Here is a 19,138-nt window from a genome sequence, read left to right as displayed (position 1 = left end):
CAATGAACATTCACCGCATGTGGGCGATCTTTGTCGCCAGGAATGCCGAATTCTTCCGCGACCGGGCCTCGTTCGGCTGGAATTTCGCCTTCCCCTTCCTGATCATCGTCGGTTTCGGCATCATCTTCAATGGCCGGGAATTCAAGCAGTTCAAGGTCGGGGTCTTCCCCCCCGACGCCGTGCTGTCGGCAGCGGCGGCGACCTCGATGCCGGAGGCCTTCCGCCACGACCGCCATATCATCCTCGTCCCGGTCGCCGACAGAGCCGACGGCGAGACCCGGCTCAGCCGCCATCAGATCTCGCTGCTCGTCGACGCGAAGTCGCCGAGCCATGCCTACTGGCTCAACGATTCCTCCCCCGACGGCTCCCTCGCCGAACGGATCTATCTCGCCTCGTTCATGATCGGCAAGCCCGTTCCGGAAAAAGGCGTCTCCATCGGAGGACAGATCCGCTATATCGACTGGCTGATGCCCGGCATCCTGGCGATGAACATGATGTTCTCAGCGCTCTGGGGCGTCGGCTACGTCATCGTCCGTTACCGCAAGAACGGCGCGTTGAAGCGGCTGCGGGCCACCCCCCTCACCGCCCTCGAATACCTCAGCGCCCAGATGTTCTCCCGCCTCTGCCTGCTCCTCTTCACCATCAGCGTCGTCTGGCTCGGCGCTGATCTGCTGTTCCATTTCCAGGTCCACGGCTCGCTGCTGCTGTTGTTTCTGATCTTCGCCCTCGGCGGGCTCAACCTCTGCTCCATCGGCCTGATCCTGGCGGCCCGCGGGACGAGCGAGGAGTTCGCCAGCGGGGCGCTGAACTTCATCACCTGGCCGATGATGTTCCTCTCCGAGGTCTGGTTCTCGCTCGAGGGATCACCGGCCTGGGTCCACCACCTGTCGCAGTTCCTGCCCCTGACCCACCTCCTCACCGCCGCCCGCCGGGTCATGAACGAGGGCGGATCTTTTACCGAAGTCCAGTTCGAGTGCGGAGTCCTCCTCCTGGGCACCGTGGTCGCCCTGGTGATCGCCGCCGCCCTGTTCTCGTGGAATGAATGATATGGCCGATCTCCGCTGCCTTGACAGCCACCTGCACCTGCAGGATCCCCGTCTTGCCGCCATCCGCGACGACGTACTCGACCGGGCCGCGGCGGTCGGGGTCGTCCGGATGTTCTGCAATGCCACCACGGAGGCGGACTGGCCGGAGGTGCTCCGCCTCGCCTCGGCCTCACCGGCGGTTCTTCCCTTTCTCGGTATCCATCCCTGGCATGCCCATACTGCAAGCGCCGATTGGGAGAAACGGCTGGCGGCCATCCTGGAAACCACCCGCTGCGGCATCGGCGAAATCGGGCTGGACGGAAAATGTCTCGTGCCGCTGGAGCGGCAGGAGGAGATATTCGTCCGGCACCTGCAGTTGGCGATCCGGTTCGGGCGACCGCTGTCGCTCCACTGTCTCGGCTGCTGGGGCCGGCTGCTCGAATTGCTGGAACACCAGGCGAAGGTGGCCGCCCTGCCGCCGTTCATGATCCACTCGTTCAGCGGCTCGCGTGAGATCATGCACCTCCTGGTCAGGATCGGCGGCCGGATCTCCTTCTCGGCCGGGCTGGCCGACCGCCGGCGGGAGCGGTTGCGCCGGGTCTTTATCGAAACCCCACTCGACCGCATCCTCCTTGAAACCGATGCCCCCGACCAGTTGCCGCCGGCCTTGAGAACGGCGGCAACGACGCCACCGGTCAACGAACCGGCGAACATCCTTCCGCTGTACCGGGAGGCGGCCGAACTGCGGCACATAAACCTGCAAGACTTCACTCACCGGATCTGGAACAATGGAACGATTTACGCGGATTCGCTGCTTCCTCGGTGAGGAACGGTTCAGCCGGCTGCAGTCACGCTTCGTCACCGTCGTCGGCCTCGGGGCCGTCGGCGGCCACGTGGTCGAGGCCCTGGCCCGGGCCGGCATCGGCCGTCTCCGCCTGGTCGATTTCGATACCGTGCAGCCGTCCAACCTCAACCGCCAGATCCTGGCCCTGACCTCGACCATCGGCCGCCTCAAGGCCGAGGTGGGGCGGGAGCGGGTCCTCGCCATCAATCCCGACTGTCGAGTCGAGGCCCTGCCGCTCTTTGCCGACAGTCTCACCGCGGAACAGATCCTCACCCCGCCGCCGGACCTGCTGGTCGATGCCATCGACTCCCTCAACCCCAAGGCCCAGCTGCTGACCGCGGCCTACAGCCGCGGCATCCCGGTGATCTCCTCGATGGGGGCGGCCCTGCGTGCCGATCCGCTGCAGATCCGCCAGGCCGATCTGTTCGACACCCGCAAATGTCCGCTGGCCCGGCGTCTGCGCAAGAAGCTGAAGAAAAGCGGGGTCGGTCGCGGCATCCACTGCGTCTTTTCGACCGAGGATATCGATTTCGATTACCAGGAACCGGAGGATGGGGTGTATCCGGAGGCCTCGCCGTTCGACCAGCGCGGCCGCCGCCGCAGGGTGCTGGGCAGCCTGCCGACCCTGACCGGGATCTTCGGCCTGATCATCGCCAACCAGGCCATCCTCCAGCTCGCTGAAGACAATCCCAGCCCGGAGGAGGACCCCCAGTGATACGACTCTTCACCGCCATCGATATCCCGACGGCGATCCAGGACAGCCTGCACCAACTGGGTCGGGAGGTGCGCGGCGCCCGCGCGGTGCCGGCCGACCAGCTCCACCTCACCCTCACCTTCATCGGCGAGGTCGAAGACCAGCGGCTCCAACCGATCCACCAGGCCCTGGCCGCCATCGCCGCGACGCCCTTTGCGATTGTCCTGCAGGGCATCGGCTGCTTTCCGCCACGGGGACCGGCCCGGATCATCTGGGCCGGGGTCCAGGCCCAACCCCTGCTCCACCGCCTCCACTCTCTGATCGAGATCAGCCTTATCCCCTGCGGCATCGCCGGCGAAAAGCGCAGCTATTCGCCCCATATCACCATCGCCCGGATCAAGACGCCCTCCGGCTTCGACAGATCGCTCCTTCAACACCACGCCGCCTTCATGACGGAGGAAATCCCGGTGAAGGAATTCGTGCTCTATTCGAGCCGACTGACACCGCAGGGCGCCATTCATTCAATGGAAAGACGCTATCCGCTCACCGCCTGAGAGCAGGTTACGGCCACGCCGCGGCGGCGTTGTCGCCCCGGCCGGCTTGCAGAGAAACCCGGATGGTCATCGCTCGTTTCGACCATACTGCAGGACCAGCATGGCGGCGATCACGATGACGACCCCCGGCAGGACCAGCGGATCGGGAAGGCCATGGCCGAAGAACAGGTCGAGAATCACCACCATCCCCGGATAGAGATAGGAATAGGCCATGACCCGGGTCGGACCGATAAAGGGGATGGCGTACTGGGTGAGGAAAAAAGAGATGACCGTGGTAAAGAGCGCCAGATAGCAGATTCCAGCCCAGACCATGAGCGGCACCTCGGCCCAGGGAACATGTGGCAGACGGCCGACGGTGAGGAGCAGGAGCCAGAGGCTGCCGGTGACGAGGATCCAGAAGGTCAGCACCACCATCGATTCGCCCCGGTGCAACCGCCGCACCAGTGGCGTATACAGACCCATGGCCAGGCAGCCGCCGAAAAAGATGACATCGCCGCGGTTCCAGGCCATCGCCAGGAGCAACCCCGGATCACCCCTGAAGATGACCCATACCGCCCCGACCATGCCGACGGCGAGGGCGGCGAGCTGCCGTGCCGCCAGCCGCTCCCGTACCAGGAAGACGGCATAGATGCCGGCGATCGAGGGAACGAGGGTGAAGATGACGCTGGTATTGAGGGCGGTGGTGAAGCGGAGGGCGAGGAACATGCACCAGAAGAAGATCACCAGGCAGAGACTGATCAGGGCGGCGCGGCCGCACAGCGACCACGAGAACTGCAGGCCGTGCCGCAGCGCCACATACGGACCGAGCATGGCGGTGGCGACCAGAAACCGGACCAGGGTGAGAACTGCCGGATCGAGGCCGGCGGCGATCGCCGCCCCGACCGTAAACGAGGTCGAAACGAGGGCGGCGCAGATCACCATGAGGAAGTGGATGAAGACGGGAGAATTCCCGTTTCCCCCGGATTCTCCGCTCACGATCGCGTCATCCCGATCATAACGGTGATCTGTCCCCTGTCCCGGCTTCCATCCCTCAGGCCTTTTCGACCCCGACCTCCTGCCGGCCTGGCGGCTGGCCCTGACCGAACTTCAAGGTCGACATCGCCGTGGCGATCATGCCGCTGATATCGGCTAGATTGCCGGGGATGATCATCGTGTTGTTCTCCTTGGCCAGCTTGCCGAACTCGTCCAGATATTTTTTCGCCACCTCGAGACTGGCGGCATCGCGTCCCCCCGCCGAATCGATCGCCTCGGCGACCATCCTGATCCCCTGTGCCGTCGCCTCCGCCACCCGCAATATCTCCTGGGCCCGGCCCTCGGCCTCGTTGATGCGCTTGAGCTTCTCCCCCTCGGACAGGAAGATTTTTTCGGCCTTGTCACCCTCGGCCCGGTTCATGATTGCCTGTTTTTCCCCCTCCGAGCGGGCGATCTCGGCCCGTTTTTCCCTCTCGGCCTTCATCTGCTTTTCCATGGCCTCGAGAACGGTCCGCGGTGGCTGGATGTCCTTGATTTCATAACGCAGGACCTTCACCCCCCAGTTGGTCGCGGCCTCGTCGAGGGCGTCGACGACCCGGGCGTTGAGCGACTCGCGCGCCTCGAAGGTGTTGTCGAGGGTGATCTTGCCGATGGCCGAGCGCAGGCTGGTCTGGGCCAGCTGCGATACGGCGAAGTGGTAATCGTCGATACCGTAGGCCGACATCTTGGCATCGACCACCTGGAGATACAGGATACCGTCGACCTGGAGGGTGACGTTATCGGCGGTGATGCAGGACTGGGCACCGATATCGATCGGTTCCTCTTTCAGCGATCGTTTGTAGATGTCAGTTGCATGGCGATCCTCGGAACAATAGAAGTGGAAGCAGGGGGTCGCCTTGCAAGGCATCCCCAGCTCTGGGCAGGGCCACAGCCGCCGTTACCTTCCAACGACGGGGGGAGCATATCAATCGGATCGCCAATCTCCGATCCGGCTGCTCGCGGTTGTATTCACACCCGGAAAAATGTATAGTCAGATAGTAATAAATTGAAACCTATCGTAATTCAATACATTTTTCCTACCGCCCCCTGCCTCGTCATGGATATCCTCCTCATTGCCGTCATGGCCGCGAACCGGATTATCGGCAAGAACGGCATCATTCCGTGGCATATCCCGGAAGAACTCGGTTTCTTCAAGGCCACGACGATGGGACACCCGATCATCATGGGAAGAAAAACCTTCGAGTCACTGCCGGACGGCCCATTGCCGGGAAGAGAAAATATCGTTATCACCCGGAATCCAGATTTTGCCCCGCCGGGGGCAGTGGTTGTACCGACGCTCGGGCACGCCCTGGAGCACTGTGCGGGGCAATCCAGGGTGTTCATCATCGGCGGCGCCCAGGTCTTCAGGGAGGCCCTGCCGCTGGCGACCGGGATCATCCTCTCGGTCCTCGATCAGGCCGTCGACGGCGACACCTTTTTTCCGGCATTCGATCCCCAAACCTTTCAAGAGACAACGCAGGAGCGGTTCACCGGATCGCTGCCGTTCACCGTCATCACCTACCGCCGGGTCCGCCCTGATCTCCACCCGCCACCCCCCTGATGAACCCACCCATCCAGTTCGGCAACTCCAACTGGAGACCAGGATTGATTTTCCCATTGGCGACACTTATCGTTGCAGAGACAGGGAGGACCGTTGCCTGGCCCTCCAGGTCCATTTCCGGACCCGAAACCCATCACGGGACTTGACGCCCAACCACCTGAATGCGTTGGTTCGGCTCTCTACTCGATTTCAATGCAAGGAGGTCCGCCATGCGATCCTTACTCGTTCTGCTGCTCCTTTTGTGCACTGCAACCCTCAGCGCCGCTGCGACCGGCAAAAAGGTCGTCTATTCGGTCAACGGCACCAGCTATGAAGGGTACCTTGCCAGCCCCTCCGCCGCGGCGCCGCTGGTCCTGCTCATCCATGACTGGGATGGTCTGACCGATTACGAGATCAAACGGGCCGAAATGCTCGCCCAACTCGGCTACAACGCCTTCGCCGTCGATCTCTTCGGGGCCGGGATCCGACCGACGGCCATGGATGACCGGAAACGCCTGACCGGCGAGCTCTATCAAAACCGGGAAAAGATGCGCACGCTGCTCGATGCCGGACTCAATGCCGCCAGGGAGAACGGCCTCACCGGCGACAAGGTCGTCGCTGCCGGCTACTGCTTCGGCGGCGCCGCCGTCCTGGAAATGGCCCGCTCCGGGGCCGATCTGCTCGGCTTCGTCACCTTTCACGGCGGCCTGACCACTCCCGAAGGGCAGAACTACGGCAAGACCCGGGGACAGATCCTGGTCCTCCACGGCACCGCCGATGAAAGCGTCTCGATGCAGGACTTCGCCCTTCTGGCCCAGGAACTGGAAAAGAACCGGATTCGCCACGAAATGATCAGCTACAGCGGTGCGCCGCATGCCTTCACGGTCTTCGGCAGCGATCGTTACCGGGAGGATGCCGACCGCAAGTCATGGCGCCGTTTCACCGAATTCCTCGCCGACACCTTCAAATAAGGTCAGCCCGCGTTACCTGTCCGGGTGTTGCGCCGCCCTCCCCAACCCCGGGCAGGTCAATTGCGCCCGAGCCCTGCGCAATGATGGACGGGATCATCCCGCTGTGCTATCCTCTCCATGACGTGCCCCGATGCCGATCCGGCCGCTCCGTCGCCATGGTGTGCGACGGTCGCAATGAACGCCAGCCGATTTTTTTTTCATGCAGATCAAAAACCTCCGTCATCCATCGTTGCAAATTGCCGATTTCCTGACCGCCCCGGACCAATCCTGGTGCATCTATGGGGACAATGGTTCGGGGATAGATGACTTGTTCGCCATTCTCGCCGGTGATATCGTCCCGGCGGCAGAGGTCCTGATTCTGCCGGAGGACGCTGGAATCATCTCCTTCAGCATCCAGCAGGACATCTACGAGCACGAACTCCTGATCGACGACAGCGATTTTCTCGACCACCCTGACCCCGGGACGCCGGCGATCGCCTTTCTGCCGCCCGGCAGCGACCGATCTCCGCTGCTGGCGGCCCTGGCGATGACCGATTCGCTCAGCAAGGGCTACCGGCAACTCAGTTCCGGACAGAGCCGCAAGCTGATCCTCCTCCGCGAAATTCTCAACGGCGCCAGGCACCTCATCATCCAGAATCCCTATGACGGCCTCGATCAGGCCGGCTGCATCGAGCTGGACAAGGCCCTCGCCACCCTCGACCGCCATCGGGTGCAGGTGCTGGTCACGGTCAACAACCGCGAGGATATTCCTGCCTGGTGCAGCCATCTCGCCATCCTCGATCAGGGCAGGATCGTGGTGCAGGGCAGAAGGGACATGGTCATCGACCGATTCGACACGGTTCGATCAGCGGCCCGGGGGACCTTTCAGCCCGCTCTCGACCGGCTTGTCGCGGCGAGGGACCTCCCGGTCGACGCAGCCGAGGAACTGGTCAACCTGAGGGATGGCTTCGCCCGTTACGGCCAACACCTGCTCTTCGAACATCTCGACCTCCGCATCGATAGCGGCTGCCATACCCTGGTCACCGGCCCGAACGGCAGCGGCAAATCGACCCTGTTGCAACTGATCACCGGCGATAATCCCAACTGCTACGCCAACGATCTCCGCATCTTCGGGATACGGCGCGGCAGCGGCGAATCGATCTGGGAACTGAAGCGGGATATGGGCATCGTATCGCCCGACCTCCACCGCAACTACCGCGCCCCCGGTACGACGAGACAGGTCGTGCTGTCCGGCCTCTTCGATTCGATCGGGCTGTACCGAAGGCCGACCGGGGTCCAGGAACGCAGGGCGATGCAGTGGCTGGAATGGATAGGCCTGGCCGGCAAGGCCGCCCAGCCCTTCCGACGGCTCAGCTTCGCCGAGCAGCGCCTGGTCCTGATCGCCCGGGCCCTGATCAAGCTGCCGCGGCTGCTGATCCTCGATGAGCCGACGCAAGGTCTCGATGGTTATAATCGCGCCGGGTTGCTTGATTTTCTGGAGCAGATCGCCGCCAACCGGTTCAGTACGATGTTGTATGTCAGTCACCGCCAGGATGAATACCGGCCGTTTTTCCGCCAGCACCTCCGTCTCGGCTCCGTCACCGCATCAGCCTCGATGCCTTTTCCCGTTATCGGCAATCCGACGGCATGATGACATGGGGTCGATTCATTCCATCATTTCACACGTGGAGGCAATCCATGATCTTCCGCATCACCTTACCTCTTGTAGTCGCCACTCTCCTCCTCGCCGGCTGTTCCGGCGACGAAGGAAAAAAGGAGCAAGGGGCGATCGAAAAGCAGACTGAACAGACCGCCAAGGCCGCAGTGGAGGCGATCAAGACCCCCATCGACAAGGCCCGGACCGCTGCCGGCCAGCAGAACGACCAGACCCGAACGCTCAAGGAGCAGGCCGGGGAACAGTAAGCCGGTGTTCTGAGTCCACCCCCGCCAAACCGGACTGGGAACGGACCCGATACCCCCGAAGCTGGCGGTATGCGACCAAAACTGTACCTGTAATTTATTTCGGCAACTGTATCTGTTGTTTTTCTCCATGGCGGGCTAGGGTGCGTTTTCCGGTCGGACTCTCCGGCCGGCGGGACCCAGCTCGATGACTACCGAATCCGGCAGAGGGGAAACTTCATGGTCAACATCCTTTTTTACGGCACAACCGTTGTAATCTGGGGATCAACCTGGATCGCCATCAAACTGCAACTCGGAGAGGTCGACCCGATGCTCTCGGTCGGCTACCGCTTCAGTCTGGCCGCCGTGCTGTTGCTGCTCTGGTGCCGGGTCCGCCGGATTCCGATGCGGTTCTCCGCGCTCGACCATGGCTACATGGTGCTGCAGGGGATCCTGCTCTTCTCCCTCAACTACCTGCTGTTCTACCTGGCGGAGCTGCGAATCACCAGCGGCCTCGCCGCGGTCATCTTTTCGACGATCCAGCTGATGAACATGGTCAACGGGGCCATTTTCCTCAACGCCCCCCTGGACCGCAAGGTGTTCGCCGGGGGGATATTCGGCCTTGTCGGCATTTTCCTGGTCTTCAGGCCCGAGATTTCGTCGTTTTCTCTGCAGCAGGACGGGGTTATCGGCGTTCTGCTCTGCCTGCTCGCCACCTATTCCGCCTCCCTCGGCAATATCCTCTCGGCCCGCAACCAGAAAAATGGCCTGCCGATCCTCCAGACCAACGCCTTCGGGATGGGCTACGGGGCCCTCCTGATGCTTGCCGCCGCCTGGCTCAGCGGCAAACCATTTATCATTGATACAACCCCCTCGTACATCCTTTCCCTTCTCTATCTCGCCATATTCGGCTCGATAGTGGCCTTCGGCTGCTACCTGTCGCTGATCGGCACGATCGGTGCCGATCGGGCAGCCTATGCCACCCTGCTGTTCCCGCTCGTCGCCCTGGCTATCTCCACCGTCTGGGAAGGCTATCGCTGGACTGCCACGGCGATGACCGGGATACTGTTCATCATCGGCGGCAATTTCCTGCTCCTGCAGAAGCGAACCACCGTTCCAATCCTTGACTTCGCCAAACCCATCCGCTACAGATTGAGGCGATTGTTGCGAACTGCGGCTCGGAGCGAAATTTCGTCCCGGGCGAAATTGCGCTGACCGTATCCAGGGGGGTGAGCAGCATCGGGACAGGGCCGCACACCGGCGCTGTGGAACAGCGACGTAGGGCTCCTGTTTCTCCTCGACGGAGAAAGGCAAGACGTGTTTCGAAATTGAAATTCAACCCATTGAGGAGGACCCATCGATGATCACCGTCATCGCCTCGATCACCGTCAGGCAGCAGCGAAAGGACGAGTTCATTGCCATCTTCAACGCCAATGTCCCGGCGGTGCGCGCCGAGGCCGGCTGCATCGAATATTATCCGGCGATCGACATCGACACCGGGGTGGCCCGTCAGTCGCTGGACCACAATCTGATCACCATTGTTGAAAAATGGCGTGATGTCGAGGCGTGGAAGGACCATCTGGCCACACCCCACTTGCGCGCCTACCATCAGCAGGTCAAGGACCTGGTGGAGGGGGTCACCCTCAAGGTGCTCCAGGCGGTCTGACCTCGGCGCTATCGACAGCGTTTCCCTGGAACGGCTCCACGCCGTCCTCCGTATGCCGCACATGACCGCCCCTGGACGGAGCGGCGGCCGTGAGGCCTGTTCAATTTTCGGGGCGGATGGAGGGCCCCGTTTCCGGCACGGAAAGGATTTCCTGTCATCGTGTGGAGCGACCGTCTCCGACTTCCACCGGCAGCAGCCAGGCCCTCTCCTGTCCGCCGAAAACTGCTCTGGCCCCAAAATAAAAAGGCAGGTTCACGAAGAACCTGCCTTGAACATCCGACACCGAAAACCTCTGGTCGGGGTGGAATCATCCCGCCATCTTCAACCCCAGCTCAGGCTTGCGGGCAATAACTTCACACCCGTGATAGATCCGGAAGATGTCGCGTGGACACTTGGCGACGCAGGCCTCGTTGCAGCTCGGGCCATAGGCGATGCAGGCCTTGTGGTCGATCTTGATGCGGTTGTTCTCGTAGGCCACCGCTCCGGCCGGGCAGGCCTTGACGCAGAGCTTGCAGGCGATGCATCCCACCTGGCACACCGCCTTCACCTTGTTGCCCATGTCCATGGTCGAACAGGGCACAAAGACCCTGGCCTTCAATGTCTGGATCTCGATGATCTTCTTGGGGCAGGTGCGGACACAGGCACCGCAGCTGACGCATTTGTCGGGATTGACGACCGGGAAATTCTCGACCATGGTGATGGCGTCGAAGGGGCAGACCTCGGCGCATTCACCCAGGCCGATACAGGCATACTGGCAGTTGGAAGGCCCGCCGAAGCCGAGATTGGCCGCGGTACAGGAGGCGAATCCGATATACTCGTGCTTGTGACTGACCCTCCCCTCTTCCCGCGAGCAGCGGACGACGGCGATCTGATCCTCGACGGCCGTCAATTTCTTGCCCGTCAGCTCGGCCACGACCGCCGCCACCCGTTCCTTGCCCGGGAAACATAGGTTCGGCGGCACATCGGGGTTGGTGACGACGGCAATGGCGTAGCCCTCGCAACCGGGATAGCCGCAACCGCCGCACTGGGCCAGCGGCAGGGACTCCAGCACCTCTTCGATCAACGGATTGCTTTCAACGGCAAATTTGTGGGCTGCAATCGCCAGACCGATACCGAAAAACAGCCCGATGCACCCCAGAAGAACAACTCCACCAATAGCGATTTTTATCAACGCCGGATCCATATCTTTGTCACTCTGTATTCAATCCGTTAATAGTTCGGGAATCAACGATCAGAACAGCTGCAGACCGGAGAATCCCAGGAAGGCCATGGCGAACTGCCCCGCAACGATGAAGGCGATCGGCAGGCCTTTGAAAGTCGGCGGGATATTGGCCAGATCCAGCCGTTCCCGCACCGAACTCATCAGGTACAGCGCCAGCAGGAAGCCGCCCCCGGCCCCGAGGGAAAGCATGAAGGTTTCAACGATGCTGTAGTTGTTGCTGGCCATGATCAGCGGAACGGCGATGATGACGCAGTTGGCGATGACCAGTACCAGGTAGACCCCGAACGAGTTGAAGAGAATCGGGTTGACCTTGCGGAGGATGGTATCGACCGCCTGCACCGTCAGCGACACCAGGCCGATGAAGACGACAATCTGCAGAAAGTTGAGGTCGTAGGGAATGAGAATGAACTGGTAGAAGAACCAGCTCATCAGCGCCGATACCACCATGACGATGGTAAAGACGACGCCCATGCCCTTGGCGGTTGTCTTGCGCTTGGAAGTCCCGAAAAAGACACAGAGGCCGAGATACTTGGTGAATACGAAGTTGTTGACCAGCAGGGCCGAAATCAGAATCGACAGCAGGTATCCCAGGTAGGATTTCTTCACCTGGATGCTCTCGATCTCCCTGCCGTCATCGCCGCGCACCGATACGACATGGGTCTTGGCGCTGTTGAGCGACTCGCTGAAGATCAGCGACACGGTACGGCCATCCTCGGAGACATCGATTTTCCGTATCTCCAGCCTGATATCCGGATCGGATTCCTCAAAGACCGTGTATCTGGCCGGATTCTGGGCGGTTGCCTTGTCGATCGCGGCGGGATAGGTCAGGATGATTTCGTTTTCGCCGCCGAAGCGCTGCTCGCTGACGAAATCAGCGGCCTGGAGACAGGCCGGCGCCAGGATAAACATGAGGGCGGCAGCCCAGTAGGTGAGTAGTCTGTGCATCATTGTTTCTTCCCTTTCGCCTGTTTGTAGGCAAGCTCGATCCAGTTGAAAAAGGCCATCATCAGCCCGACCACGAAGAAACCGGCGCAGGGCAGGATGAAGAACAGAAGCGGCTTGAAACCGAGGACGTCATAGCCGAGGATCGCCCCTGAACCCAGCAGTTCACGGACAAAGCCGATCACCACCATGCCGACGAGAAAGCCGAGGCCCATCCCGAGACCATCCCAGAAGGAGTCGTTGGGCGATTCCTTGCAGGCGAACATCTCCAGCCGCATCGTAATGATGGCGAAGGCGACGATAAGCTTGACGAAAATTCCCATCTTGGCATAAGCGTCGGGAAGATAGGCGGCCAGGGCCAGATCGATGACCGTCACCCAGGTGGCGATCGTCAGGGTGTACGTCGGGATGCGGATCCGGGGATGAATCCTGTTCTTGAACAGTGATATGGTGACGCTGGAGAACACCTGGACGAAAAGAACCGCCACCCCCAGCATCAGGCCGTTGATCACCGTGGTCGAGATACCCACCGCCGGACACATCGACAGCGCCAGTTTGAAGATCGGGTTCTCGCTCAGGATGCCGCGAGCAATCAACTGCATGCTTGTTTTATCGTTTGCCACGAGTGCTTCCCCTCAATAGATTAAAACGCAACCTCAATCTTCCGTTCCGCAAGGGCGGCATCCAGGATATTGAGACGATAGGCGAATTTCTTGATTATCCCCTTGACCCCGGTATTCACATAACGGCTGGAAATGGTGGCGCCGGTCAGGGCATAGATATCGCGATCACCATATTTCGCCAGTATCTTCGCCGCGTCGGCCGCCTCGACATTGCCTTCCAGGGCCTGGTAATACTCATCGGGAAGCGGTTCCTTGACGACATCGAGGTCTTTCAACATCTCGAAGGTCTTGCCCTTGAACTGGTTTCTGAAATAATCCCGCTCAATTTCAGCCCCCAGCCCAGGGTCTTCTTCATGCTCGAGGATCTCGAGACCGACAATGGTGAATTTCGGATCAACGGCCAGCATCACCCCGATGAAGGTCTTGAAACCGGTGAATTTGCCGTCGAGGAGATACGCCACCCGCTTGCCGTTGTCAGTCACGACAATCGTCTGGTCGGCAAATGTGACACCCTTGCCGGTGCCGGCAATCTCCTGCACGGCCTTATCCCGCAGATCCTTTTCCAGCACGGCGGACTCTTCGATAGGTACCGGTTTGTTGTCGATGACCTTGCCCTCCATGTCGAGGGTGAGGAAGAAAAAACCCTCCTTGCCGGGCAGGAGATAGCCAATCGACTGGCTCTCCTTGTCCGTCACGATATAACGGTACACCTCGTGCAAGGCCATGTTGCCGGGTATCGGCTTGGCGGTGGAATAACCAAGCAGGGAATAACGCACCTTCTGCTCATTGACATGTTCGTTGTGCTTCTTGGCCTTGTTGGTGATGATAAACGCCGATCCCATCACCGTAGCAGCCATGATACAGGTAATGGTCAATCGCAGTACGATAGTCAGGATATCCTTCATCGGCCACCTCCCAGAGGCGGCGCAAACCGCCGCGGCTTGAACCAGCCGTCAAGAACCGGACTCATCGTGTTCATGAGCAGAATGGCATAACATATTCCCTCGGGATACCCGCCCTTGAGCCGGATCATCACCGTCAGGGCCCCGATCCCGACACCGTAGACGAGTTGCGACACCTTGTTGCTGGGACAGGTCACATAGTCGTTGGCCATGAAGAAGGCGCCAAGCAGGACACCACCCGAGAGGACCGCCAGCAGCGGATCACCGCTGAAATAGGTATCGCCGCCAAAAATCCAGGAGAGCACTGCGACCGTCGCTACCACCGAAACCGGAATATGCCAGGTGATGTACCCTCGGTACAGCAGATAGAGCCCGCCGAGGAGAATGAGCAACCCGGAGGTCTCGCCGATGCAGCCGGGGCGCCAACCAAGGAAGAACGAGGAGTAGAGGCTGGAACCGGAACCGAACATCTGGGTGAAGGCCGCCATGCCCTGTTCCTTGATGACCGCCAGCGGCGTCGCGGTCGATACCGCATTGACCCCTTCGCCGAGATAGGAGAAAACGGCCATATCCCTGAGGGGCGGCAGCCAGGCCGAGGTCATCGCCACCGGGAAGGTCGCCAGCAGGAAGGACCGGCCGAGCAGGGCGGGGTTGAAAATGTTGTAGCCGATGCCGCCCAGGACGTGCTTGCCGATGTAGATGGCCATGACGGCGCCGAGGATCGGCAGCGGCGGCGACACCCCCGGCGGGATGACGAAGGCCAGCAGCATGCCGGTAATGACGGCGCTGCCGTCCCTGACGGTGACGCGTCGACCCAGCATCTTCTGGCTGGCGGCCTCGACCGCCACGCAACTGGCGACCGACACGGCGGTGATGAGCAGGACCTGGATGCCGAAAACAAAAACCGAGAGGAGCAGCGGCGGTATCAGGCAGGCCACTACAGTCCACATGATCTTTTCAACCGATTCAGGGCTCTTCACATGCGGAGAGATGGAAACCGTCCATTCTCTCACTGTGGGAGATGACAGGTTTTCTGGTGCTTGCGGTTCGATGGCGAATCTCCTTCAGAAACGTGGTTCAAACTGGGGGTCCCGGAAATCGTGAGCGGCCCGGCGACCTCATGACCCTTTGGCTCCTAGCGCTTGGCCTTCATCTTGGCGAGGCGGACGAACTGCACGATCGGCCGTTTCGCCGGGCAGACATAGGCGCAGCTGCCGCACTCGAAACACTCGAATACGCCGAACTGGGCGGTATCCTGCGCCCGGCCGGCCTCGACGTAGATCGCGATCTCCTTCGGTTCCAGACCCATCGGACAGGCATCGAGGCACCAGCCGCAACGGATGCACTGGGAATGCGGGGTCGTGTCGATCTCGTCGGCGGCGAGAAACAGGACCGCCGAAGTCGTCTTGGTCACCGGGATATCGAGACTCGAGACGGCAAATCCCATCATCGGCCCACCCATCACGATCTTCGCCAACCCGGGTTTGAGGCCCCCGAGGTAGTTGACGATATCGGAGAGCTTCGTCCCCACCTTGACCAGCAGGTTGGCCGGACGGGCGATACCCTTGCCGGCGATGGTCACCACCTTGTCATAGAGGGGCTTGCCGAGGACGACGGCATCACGGATCGCCCGGGCGGTCGAGACGTTCTGGACCACCACACCGACCGCCGAGGGCAGGGCCATGGCCGGAACCTTGCGACCGGTGACGGCCTGGATGAGCTGCTTCTCCGATCCCTGGGGATACTTGACCTGCAAGGCCTTGACGGCCACCGAGAATTCGGCGGTGGAGCCGGCCCGGGCCGCCTCGGTCATGACCTGGATGGCGTCGGGCTTGTTGCTCTCGATCCCGATCAGGCACTGCCTGATCCCGAGGATCTTGAGGATGATCTTCGCCCCCTCGACGATGTCGGCTGCATATTCCAGCATCTGGCGATGGTCGGAGGTGATGTAGGGTTCACATTCCGCCCCGTTGAGCAGCAGGGTGTCGATCGGATTGTCCGACGGCGGACTCAGTTTGACATGGGTCGGAAAGCCGGCCCCGCCGATGCCGATGATGCCGGCATCCTTGACCATGTTCAACAGTTCCTTCGGTTCGTACGACTGCCAGTTCCGCGCCTGGTACTGTCGCGGCGCGGCCTCGTGGTTGACGGTGATGGTGATCGATGGCGCCGTGACCCGCATCGGGTGGGCCGAGGAACCCAGGTCCTTGACCTTCCCGGCCACCGGGGAGTGGAGCGGCACCCCCAGCCCCTTGGTCACCTCACCGATGATATCACCCTCGCCTACCTCGCCGCGCTTGACGACGGTCGGGGTACAGGGGGCGCCGATGTGCTGGCCGAGGATCAATTCCAGTTCGTCGGGAACCGGCATGCCTTCAATGCTGAGTCGGGAGGTCTGGGCCTTTGATTCCGGCGGATGCACACCACCTTTCGGGAATGTCAGTAAGGATGTCATAGTATGGATTAGAACAGCTGGCTAAATGTATGCGGTACAGGATACCACGTGTTTCATCATGGACCGTACCGGGTTGGCTTCCTCTGGCCTGATAAGAAGCGACTAGGCGATCCCACCATAGTACTTCATGAACTGAATGCGTTCGAATGCGGCCGGATTCTCCGCCTGCTCGTAACTCAGCTTACCCCTGAAGTCGGCGATGCAGTTGTACGACCTGGCCTCCATCCACCTGGTCAACCCGTCGAGCATGACGCCGATCTGCGCCGGACCATTTTTGTAGAGGGTTGAAACCACCTGCACCGCCGAGGCACCGACAAGAAGCTGCTTGATCAGCCCGGTGCTGTCATGGATACCGGTCGAGGCCACCAGATCCTTGTCAATCACCCCTGACAGCAGGGCAATCCAGCGCAGGGTGTCGGCACTGTCCTCGGGAGTGGTAAAGATTTCGGCCGACTTGACCCGCAATGTATCAATATCGACATCGGGGTTGAAAAAACGGTTGAACAGCACGAATCCACCGACTTTCTGCTTCCAGCTCAGCCTGGTGATCAGGTTGGCCAGGGAGGAAGAGTACTTGCTGATCTTGAGGGCGATGGGGATCGAGACCTGGGCGGCGATCTTGTCGAAGATACCGGTATAGAGGTCCTCGTGCTCCTGGCTGGTCAGCCGGGGGTTGCTCGGCAGCAGCGAGATGTTCAGCTCGAGGGCATCGGCACCGGCCTGTTCGACCGATCTGGCGAAAGAAACCCATTCATCGCCGCTGACACAGTTGATGCTGGCTATAACCGGGATATCGACTGTATTCTTGACCTCGGAGATGAGCGTGATATACTCCTGCACCGCATTTCCCCGGGTATAGGCGCGAACATAATCCACTGCCTCGGGATAGTCGGTATAATAGCTCTCCAGATTGCTTTTCAGCTCGGCCTGGATCTGTTCTTCGAAAAGTGACTTCAAGACCACGGCGGCGGCATTGTTCTCTGCCAGTTCCCTGATCTTGGCAGACGAGTGCGTCAACCCGCAACTCCCGACAATGATGGGGTTCTTCAACTGCAGCCCGAGGTAATTCACCGAAAGATCTTTCATATTCTCTCACTCGCTGTCAGGATTCCAGCAATTCCCTTTGAATTTACGCAATTTTTTCCGGCAGAAGGAACACCTGGAAAGAAGCCGAGGCCAATGTGCATACTGTTCAAACTTATTTGCGTAACAAAATCATCCTTAAAAGGCAAGAATTTTTCGTTGCCGGCCAAATTTCGCCAAAACTGCAGTGTACCCCGGAAAATTATGGCACCGCAACAGGATTTTGCCCCCTTAACCGGCGCCAGCCACCCACCGACAGCTGGCAACCGTTGTGCAAACAGTGCATAACTTCGCCATCGAACACGTTTTACCGTCCTATTTCACTCTTTGTTAAAATAGATTCCGGGATACCGTTGTGCAATGACGCCAAACCATTCATTCCTTCGCCATTCTGAAATTCTCCAGGTCCTCCTCGGGGCCTTTCTCATCAGTTTCTCGGGGGTCTGGGTCAAATTGGCCGACGTCCCGCCGACGGCCTCGGCCTTCTACCGGGTCTTCCTGGGGTTTATTTTCCTTCTTATCGCCTGCCTGTGGCGCCGCGACTTCATGAAACCGACCGCCGGCCGGCTGTCGCTGATCGCGCTGTGCGGACTGTTCTTTGCCCTCGACCTGTTCTGCTGGCACGCCAGCATCCGCTACATCGGTCCGGGACTCGCCACCATCCTCGGCAATTTCCAGGTATTCATCCTGGCGATGACCGGGATCCTGCTCTACGGTGAGCGCATCCGCCCCCGGTTTCTGCTGGCCATCCCCCTCGCCCTGTCCGGCCTCTTTCTGGTGGTCGGCATCAGCTGGAATGCCCTCTCCGCCGATTACCGGACCGGCGTCTATCTGGGTCTGGCGACGGCGGTCTGCTACAGCGGCTTTCTCCTCACCCTGCGCAAGATCCAGGCCGACGGCCGGAGCTATTCCTTTTTCTTCGCCCTGATGCTGATCTCCCTCAGCTGTTCGGTCTTTCTCGGGGCCAGGATGATCATCGCCGGCGACTCGTTCGCCATCCCCGACCTCGGAAGCCTGGTCTCCCTGATCAACCTCGGCCTGTTCAGCCAGACCATCGGCTGGGCCCTGATCGCCAACGCCATGCCGAAGATCCGGGCCTCCTTCACCGGCCTGATCCTCCTGGTCCAGCCTTCGCTGGCCTTTGTCTGGGACGTGCTGTTTTTCCGCCGCCCGACCGATCTGCTCAACTGGACCGGGGTGATCATCACCCTCACCGCCATCTACCTGGGACTGACCGGCAGCCGGGGCAAAGAGTAACCCAAATCCGTTGCCAACCTCGCATCCCACCATTATAGTGCGACGAGATCAAATCAACCGCTGCCCGGGCAGCAATACCAGACTGAGCATGATGGATACGAAAGTACTCGACTACAGGGAAGCGCCCTCACACCAATTCGATTCCGACACGGTCAGGGGGGTTACGGGAAGGGTGGTGATCGGCAAGGACGACCACGCCGACCACTTCTGCATGCGTGTATTCACCGTCGCTCCGGGCGGATTTACCCCCCGTCATTCCCACGCCTGGGAGCACGAGGTCTTCATTCACTCGGGAAAAGGTCAGGTCTTCCGCGATGGTGAGTGGCAGACCGTCACCAGCGGCACCGTGGTCTTCATCCCCGGCGGCGAGGCCCATCAGTTCATGAACGCCGGCGGCGAGGACTTCGTCTTCATCTGCCTCATTCCCTCCGGCGTTTCGGAGATCTGACAGAAGTTTTCCTCGCTTGATCG

General features: G+C 60.6%; 21 protein-coding genes. 12 read left to right on the top strand and 9 right to left on the bottom strand.

Going from position 1 to position 19,138, the window contains the following annotated elements; translation table 11 throughout:
* Positions 1–2 precede the first annotated feature (2 nt).
* From ACWGKN_RS16620 to thpR, 4 genes are read left to right on the top strand one after another with little or no spacing between them, the layout of a single operon-like run.
* Complete coding sequence (locus ACWGKN_RS16620) at positions 3–1,046, top strand: ABC transporter permease (RefSeq protein WP_035228294.1); 1,044 nt, start codon at positions 3–5, stop codon at positions 1,044–1,046.
* 1 nt (position 1,047) lies between these two features.
* Complete coding sequence (locus tag ACWGKN_RS16615; protein ID WP_452095658.1) at positions 1,048–1,851, top strand: TatD family hydrolase; 804 nt, start codon at positions 1,048–1,050, stop codon at positions 1,849–1,851.
* The gene (locus ACWGKN_RS16610) at positions 1,814–2,584 is read left to right on the top strand and encodes a tRNA threonylcarbamoyladenosine dehydratase (protein ID WP_424255083.1); all 771 of its coding nucleotides are present in this window, start codon (positions 1,814–1,816) and stop codon (positions 2,582–2,584) included. The genes ACWGKN_RS16615 and ACWGKN_RS16610 overlap by 38 nt, the downstream gene beginning before the upstream one ends.
* Positions 2,581–3,117, top strand: coding sequence for an RNA 2',3'-cyclic phosphodiesterase (gene thpR, locus ACWGKN_RS16605; RefSeq protein ID WP_035228299.1), 537 nt, complete (start codon positions 2,581–2,583; stop codon positions 3,115–3,117). The genes ACWGKN_RS16610 and thpR overlap by 4 nt, the downstream gene beginning before the upstream one ends.
* A gap of 66 nt (positions 3,118–3,183) precedes the next feature.
* Here the strand turns inward: thpR and ACWGKN_RS16600 are convergent, their stop codons facing one another.
* Together ACWGKN_RS16600 and ACWGKN_RS16595 are read right to left on the bottom strand one after the other, a co-directional pair.
* Complete coding sequence (locus ACWGKN_RS16600; protein ID WP_035228303.1) at positions 3,184–4,092, bottom strand: DMT family transporter; 909 nt, start codon at positions 4,090–4,092, stop codon at positions 3,184–3,186.
* A gap of 55 nt (positions 4,093–4,147) precedes the next feature.
* Entirely contained in the window at positions 4,148–4,996 is an 849-nt protein-coding gene (locus ACWGKN_RS16595) for an SPFH domain-containing protein (RefSeq protein WP_424255089.1), read from the bottom strand.
* 189 nt (positions 4,997–5,185) lie between these two features.
* On the opposite strand from ACWGKN_RS16595, the gene ACWGKN_RS16590 reads away from it, so the two are divergent.
* From ACWGKN_RS16590 to ACWGKN_RS16565, 6 genes are all read left to right on the top strand, one after another.
* Positions 5,186–5,689 carry a dihydrofolate reductase gene (locus ACWGKN_RS16590; RefSeq protein ID WP_452095657.1) on the top strand — a complete coding sequence of 168 codons (504 nt, stop codon included), beginning with the start codon at positions 5,186–5,188 and terminating at the stop codon, positions 5,687–5,689.
* Positions 5,690–5,898: 209 nt separating this feature from the next.
* Entirely contained in the window at positions 5,899–6,639 is a 741-nt protein-coding gene (locus ACWGKN_RS16585; protein ID WP_035228310.1) for a dienelactone hydrolase family protein, read from the top strand.
* Between the two features lie 199 nt (positions 6,640–6,838).
* Positions 6,839–8,269, top strand: a complete 1,431-nt coding sequence (locus ACWGKN_RS16580) for an ATP-binding cassette domain-containing protein (RefSeq protein WP_052159818.1) — start codon at positions 6,839–6,841, stop codon at positions 8,267–8,269.
* A 47-nt stretch (positions 8,270–8,316) separates the two neighbouring features.
* Entirely contained in the window at positions 8,317–8,541 is a 225-nt protein-coding gene (locus ACWGKN_RS16575; RefSeq protein ID WP_035228313.1) for a hypothetical protein, read from the top strand.
* A 216-nt stretch (positions 8,542–8,757) separates the two neighbouring features.
* On the top strand, positions 8,758–9,732 hold the full coding sequence (locus ACWGKN_RS16570) for a DMT family transporter (protein ID WP_424255094.1): 975 nt from the start codon (positions 8,758–8,760) through the stop codon (positions 9,730–9,732).
* 145 nt (positions 9,733–9,877) lie between these two features.
* The gene (locus tag ACWGKN_RS16565) at positions 9,878–10,183 is read left to right on the top strand and encodes a putative quinol monooxygenase (RefSeq protein ID WP_035228318.1); all 306 of its coding nucleotides are present in this window, start codon (positions 9,878–9,880) and stop codon (positions 10,181–10,183) included.
* A 307-nt stretch (positions 10,184–10,490) separates the two neighbouring features.
* Here ACWGKN_RS16565 and rnfB read toward each other — a convergent pair whose 3' ends face one another.
* From rnfB to ACWGKN_RS16530, 7 genes are all read right to left on the bottom strand, one after another.
* Complete coding sequence (gene rnfB, locus ACWGKN_RS16560) at positions 10,491–11,366, bottom strand: RnfABCDGE type electron transport complex subunit B (protein WP_035228320.1); 876 nt, start codon at positions 11,364–11,366, stop codon at positions 10,491–10,493.
* A gap of 48 nt (positions 11,367–11,414) precedes the next feature.
* Positions 11,415–12,353 carry an electron transport complex protein RnfA gene (locus tag ACWGKN_RS16555; RefSeq protein ID WP_052159819.1) on the bottom strand — a complete coding sequence of 313 codons (939 nt, stop codon included), beginning with the start codon at positions 12,351–12,353 and terminating at the stop codon, positions 11,415–11,417.
* Positions 12,350–12,949 (bottom strand): electron transport complex subunit RsxE, encoded by a 600-nt coding sequence (gene rsxE / locus ACWGKN_RS16550; protein WP_035228321.1) that lies wholly within the window; start codon positions 12,947–12,949, stop codon positions 12,350–12,352. Before rsxE ends, ACWGKN_RS16555 begins: the two co-directional genes overlap by 4 nt.
* 41 nt (positions 12,950–12,990) lie before the next feature.
* A complete protein-coding gene (locus tag ACWGKN_RS16545) occupies positions 12,991–13,875 on the bottom strand; it encodes an FMN-binding protein (protein ID WP_035228322.1) in 885 nt (294 codons plus the stop codon).
* The gene (locus tag ACWGKN_RS16540) at positions 13,872–14,885 is read right to left on the bottom strand and encodes an RnfABCDGE type electron transport complex subunit D (RefSeq protein WP_424255098.1); all 1,014 of its coding nucleotides are present in this window, start codon (positions 14,883–14,885) and stop codon (positions 13,872–13,874) included. The genes ACWGKN_RS16545 and ACWGKN_RS16540 overlap by 4 nt, the downstream gene beginning before the upstream one ends.
* Positions 14,886–15,007: 122 nt before the next feature.
* The gene (gene rsxC, locus ACWGKN_RS16535; protein ID WP_424255100.1) at positions 15,008–16,327 is read right to left on the bottom strand and encodes an electron transport complex subunit RsxC; all 1,320 of its coding nucleotides are present in this window, start codon (positions 16,325–16,327) and stop codon (positions 15,008–15,010) included.
* A 102-nt stretch (positions 16,328–16,429) separates the two neighbouring features.
* The gene (locus ACWGKN_RS16530) at positions 16,430–17,413 is read right to left on the bottom strand and encodes a dihydroorotate dehydrogenase-like protein (RefSeq protein ID WP_035228327.1); all 984 of its coding nucleotides are present in this window, start codon (positions 17,411–17,413) and stop codon (positions 16,430–16,432) included.
* A 357-nt stretch (positions 17,414–17,770) separates the two neighbouring features.
* Here ACWGKN_RS16530 and ACWGKN_RS16525 point away from each other — a divergent pair, with 357 nt between their 5' ends.
* Complete coding sequence (locus ACWGKN_RS16525; RefSeq protein WP_035228329.1) at positions 17,771–18,667, top strand: DMT family transporter; 897 nt, start codon at positions 17,771–17,773, stop codon at positions 18,665–18,667.
* An 88-nt stretch (positions 18,668–18,755) separates the two neighbouring features.
* A complete protein-coding gene (locus tag ACWGKN_RS16520) occupies positions 18,756–19,115 on the top strand; it encodes a cupin domain-containing protein (protein WP_424255104.1) in 360 nt (119 codons plus the stop codon).
* Positions 19,116–19,138: the final 23 nt, after the last annotated feature.

The sequence above is a fragment of the Desulfoprunum sp. genome, from assembly GCF_053613775.1.
This window is presented reverse-complemented; position numbering and strand designations above follow the sequence as displayed.

Bases quoted from the DNA above. Each gene is read 5' to 3' on its own strand.
- ACWGKN_RS16525 (WP_035228329.1), top strand. From the start codon at position 17,771: ATGACGCCAAACCATTCATTCCTTCGCCATTCTGAAATTCTCCAGGTC.
- ACWGKN_RS16555 (WP_052159819.1), bottom strand. From the start codon at position 12,353: ATGATGCACAGACTACTCACCTACTGGGCTGCCGCCCTCATGTTTATC.
- ACWGKN_RS16620 (WP_035228294.1), top strand. From the start codon at position 3: ATGAACATTCACCGCATGTGGGCGATCTTTGTCGCCAGGAATGCCGAA.
- ACWGKN_RS16610 (WP_424255083.1), top strand. From the start codon at position 1,814: ATGGAACGATTTACGCGGATTCGCTGCTTCCTCGGTGAGGAACGGTTC.
- ACWGKN_RS16595 (WP_424255089.1), bottom strand. From the start codon at position 4,996: ATGCCTTGCAAGGCGACCCCCTGCTTCCACTTCTATTGTTCCGAGGAT.
- ACWGKN_RS16615 (WP_452095658.1), top strand. From the start codon at position 1,048: ATGGCCGATCTCCGCTGCCTTGACAGCCACCTGCACCTGCAGGATCCC.
- rsxE (WP_035228321.1), bottom strand. From the start codon at position 12,949: ATGCAGTTGATTGCTCGCGGCATCCTGAGCGAGAACCCGATCTTCAAA.
- ACWGKN_RS16580 (WP_052159818.1), top strand. From the start codon at position 6,839: ATGCAGATCAAAAACCTCCGTCATCCATCGTTGCAAATTGCCGATTTC.
- ACWGKN_RS16530 (WP_035228327.1), bottom strand. From the start codon at position 17,413: ATGAAAGATCTTTCGGTGAATTACCTCGGGCTGCAGTTGAAGAACCCC.
- ACWGKN_RS16585 (WP_035228310.1), top strand. From the start codon at position 5,899: ATGCGATCCTTACTCGTTCTGCTGCTCCTTTTGTGCACTGCAACCCTC.
- ACWGKN_RS16565 (WP_035228318.1), top strand. From the start codon at position 9,878: ATGATCACCGTCATCGCCTCGATCACCGTCAGGCAGCAGCGAAAGGAC.
- ACWGKN_RS16545 (WP_035228322.1), bottom strand. From the start codon at position 13,875: ATGAAGGATATCCTGACTATCGTACTGCGATTGACCATTACCTGTATC.
- rsxC (WP_424255100.1), bottom strand. From the start codon at position 16,327: ATGACATCCTTACTGACATTCCCGAAAGGTGGTGTGCATCCGCCGGAA.
- ACWGKN_RS16575 (WP_035228313.1), top strand. From the start codon at position 8,317: ATGATCTTCCGCATCACCTTACCTCTTGTAGTCGCCACTCTCCTCCTC.
- ACWGKN_RS16520 (WP_424255104.1), top strand. From the start codon at position 18,756: ATGATGGATACGAAAGTACTCGACTACAGGGAAGCGCCCTCACACCAA.
- ACWGKN_RS16590 (WP_452095657.1), top strand. From the start codon at position 5,186: ATGGATATCCTCCTCATTGCCGTCATGGCCGCGAACCGGATTATCGGC.
- ACWGKN_RS16570 (WP_424255094.1), top strand. From the start codon at position 8,758: ATGGTCAACATCCTTTTTTACGGCACAACCGTTGTAATCTGGGGATCA.
- rnfB (WP_035228320.1), bottom strand. From the start codon at position 11,366: ATGGATCCGGCGTTGATAAAAATCGCTATTGGTGGAGTTGTTCTTCTG.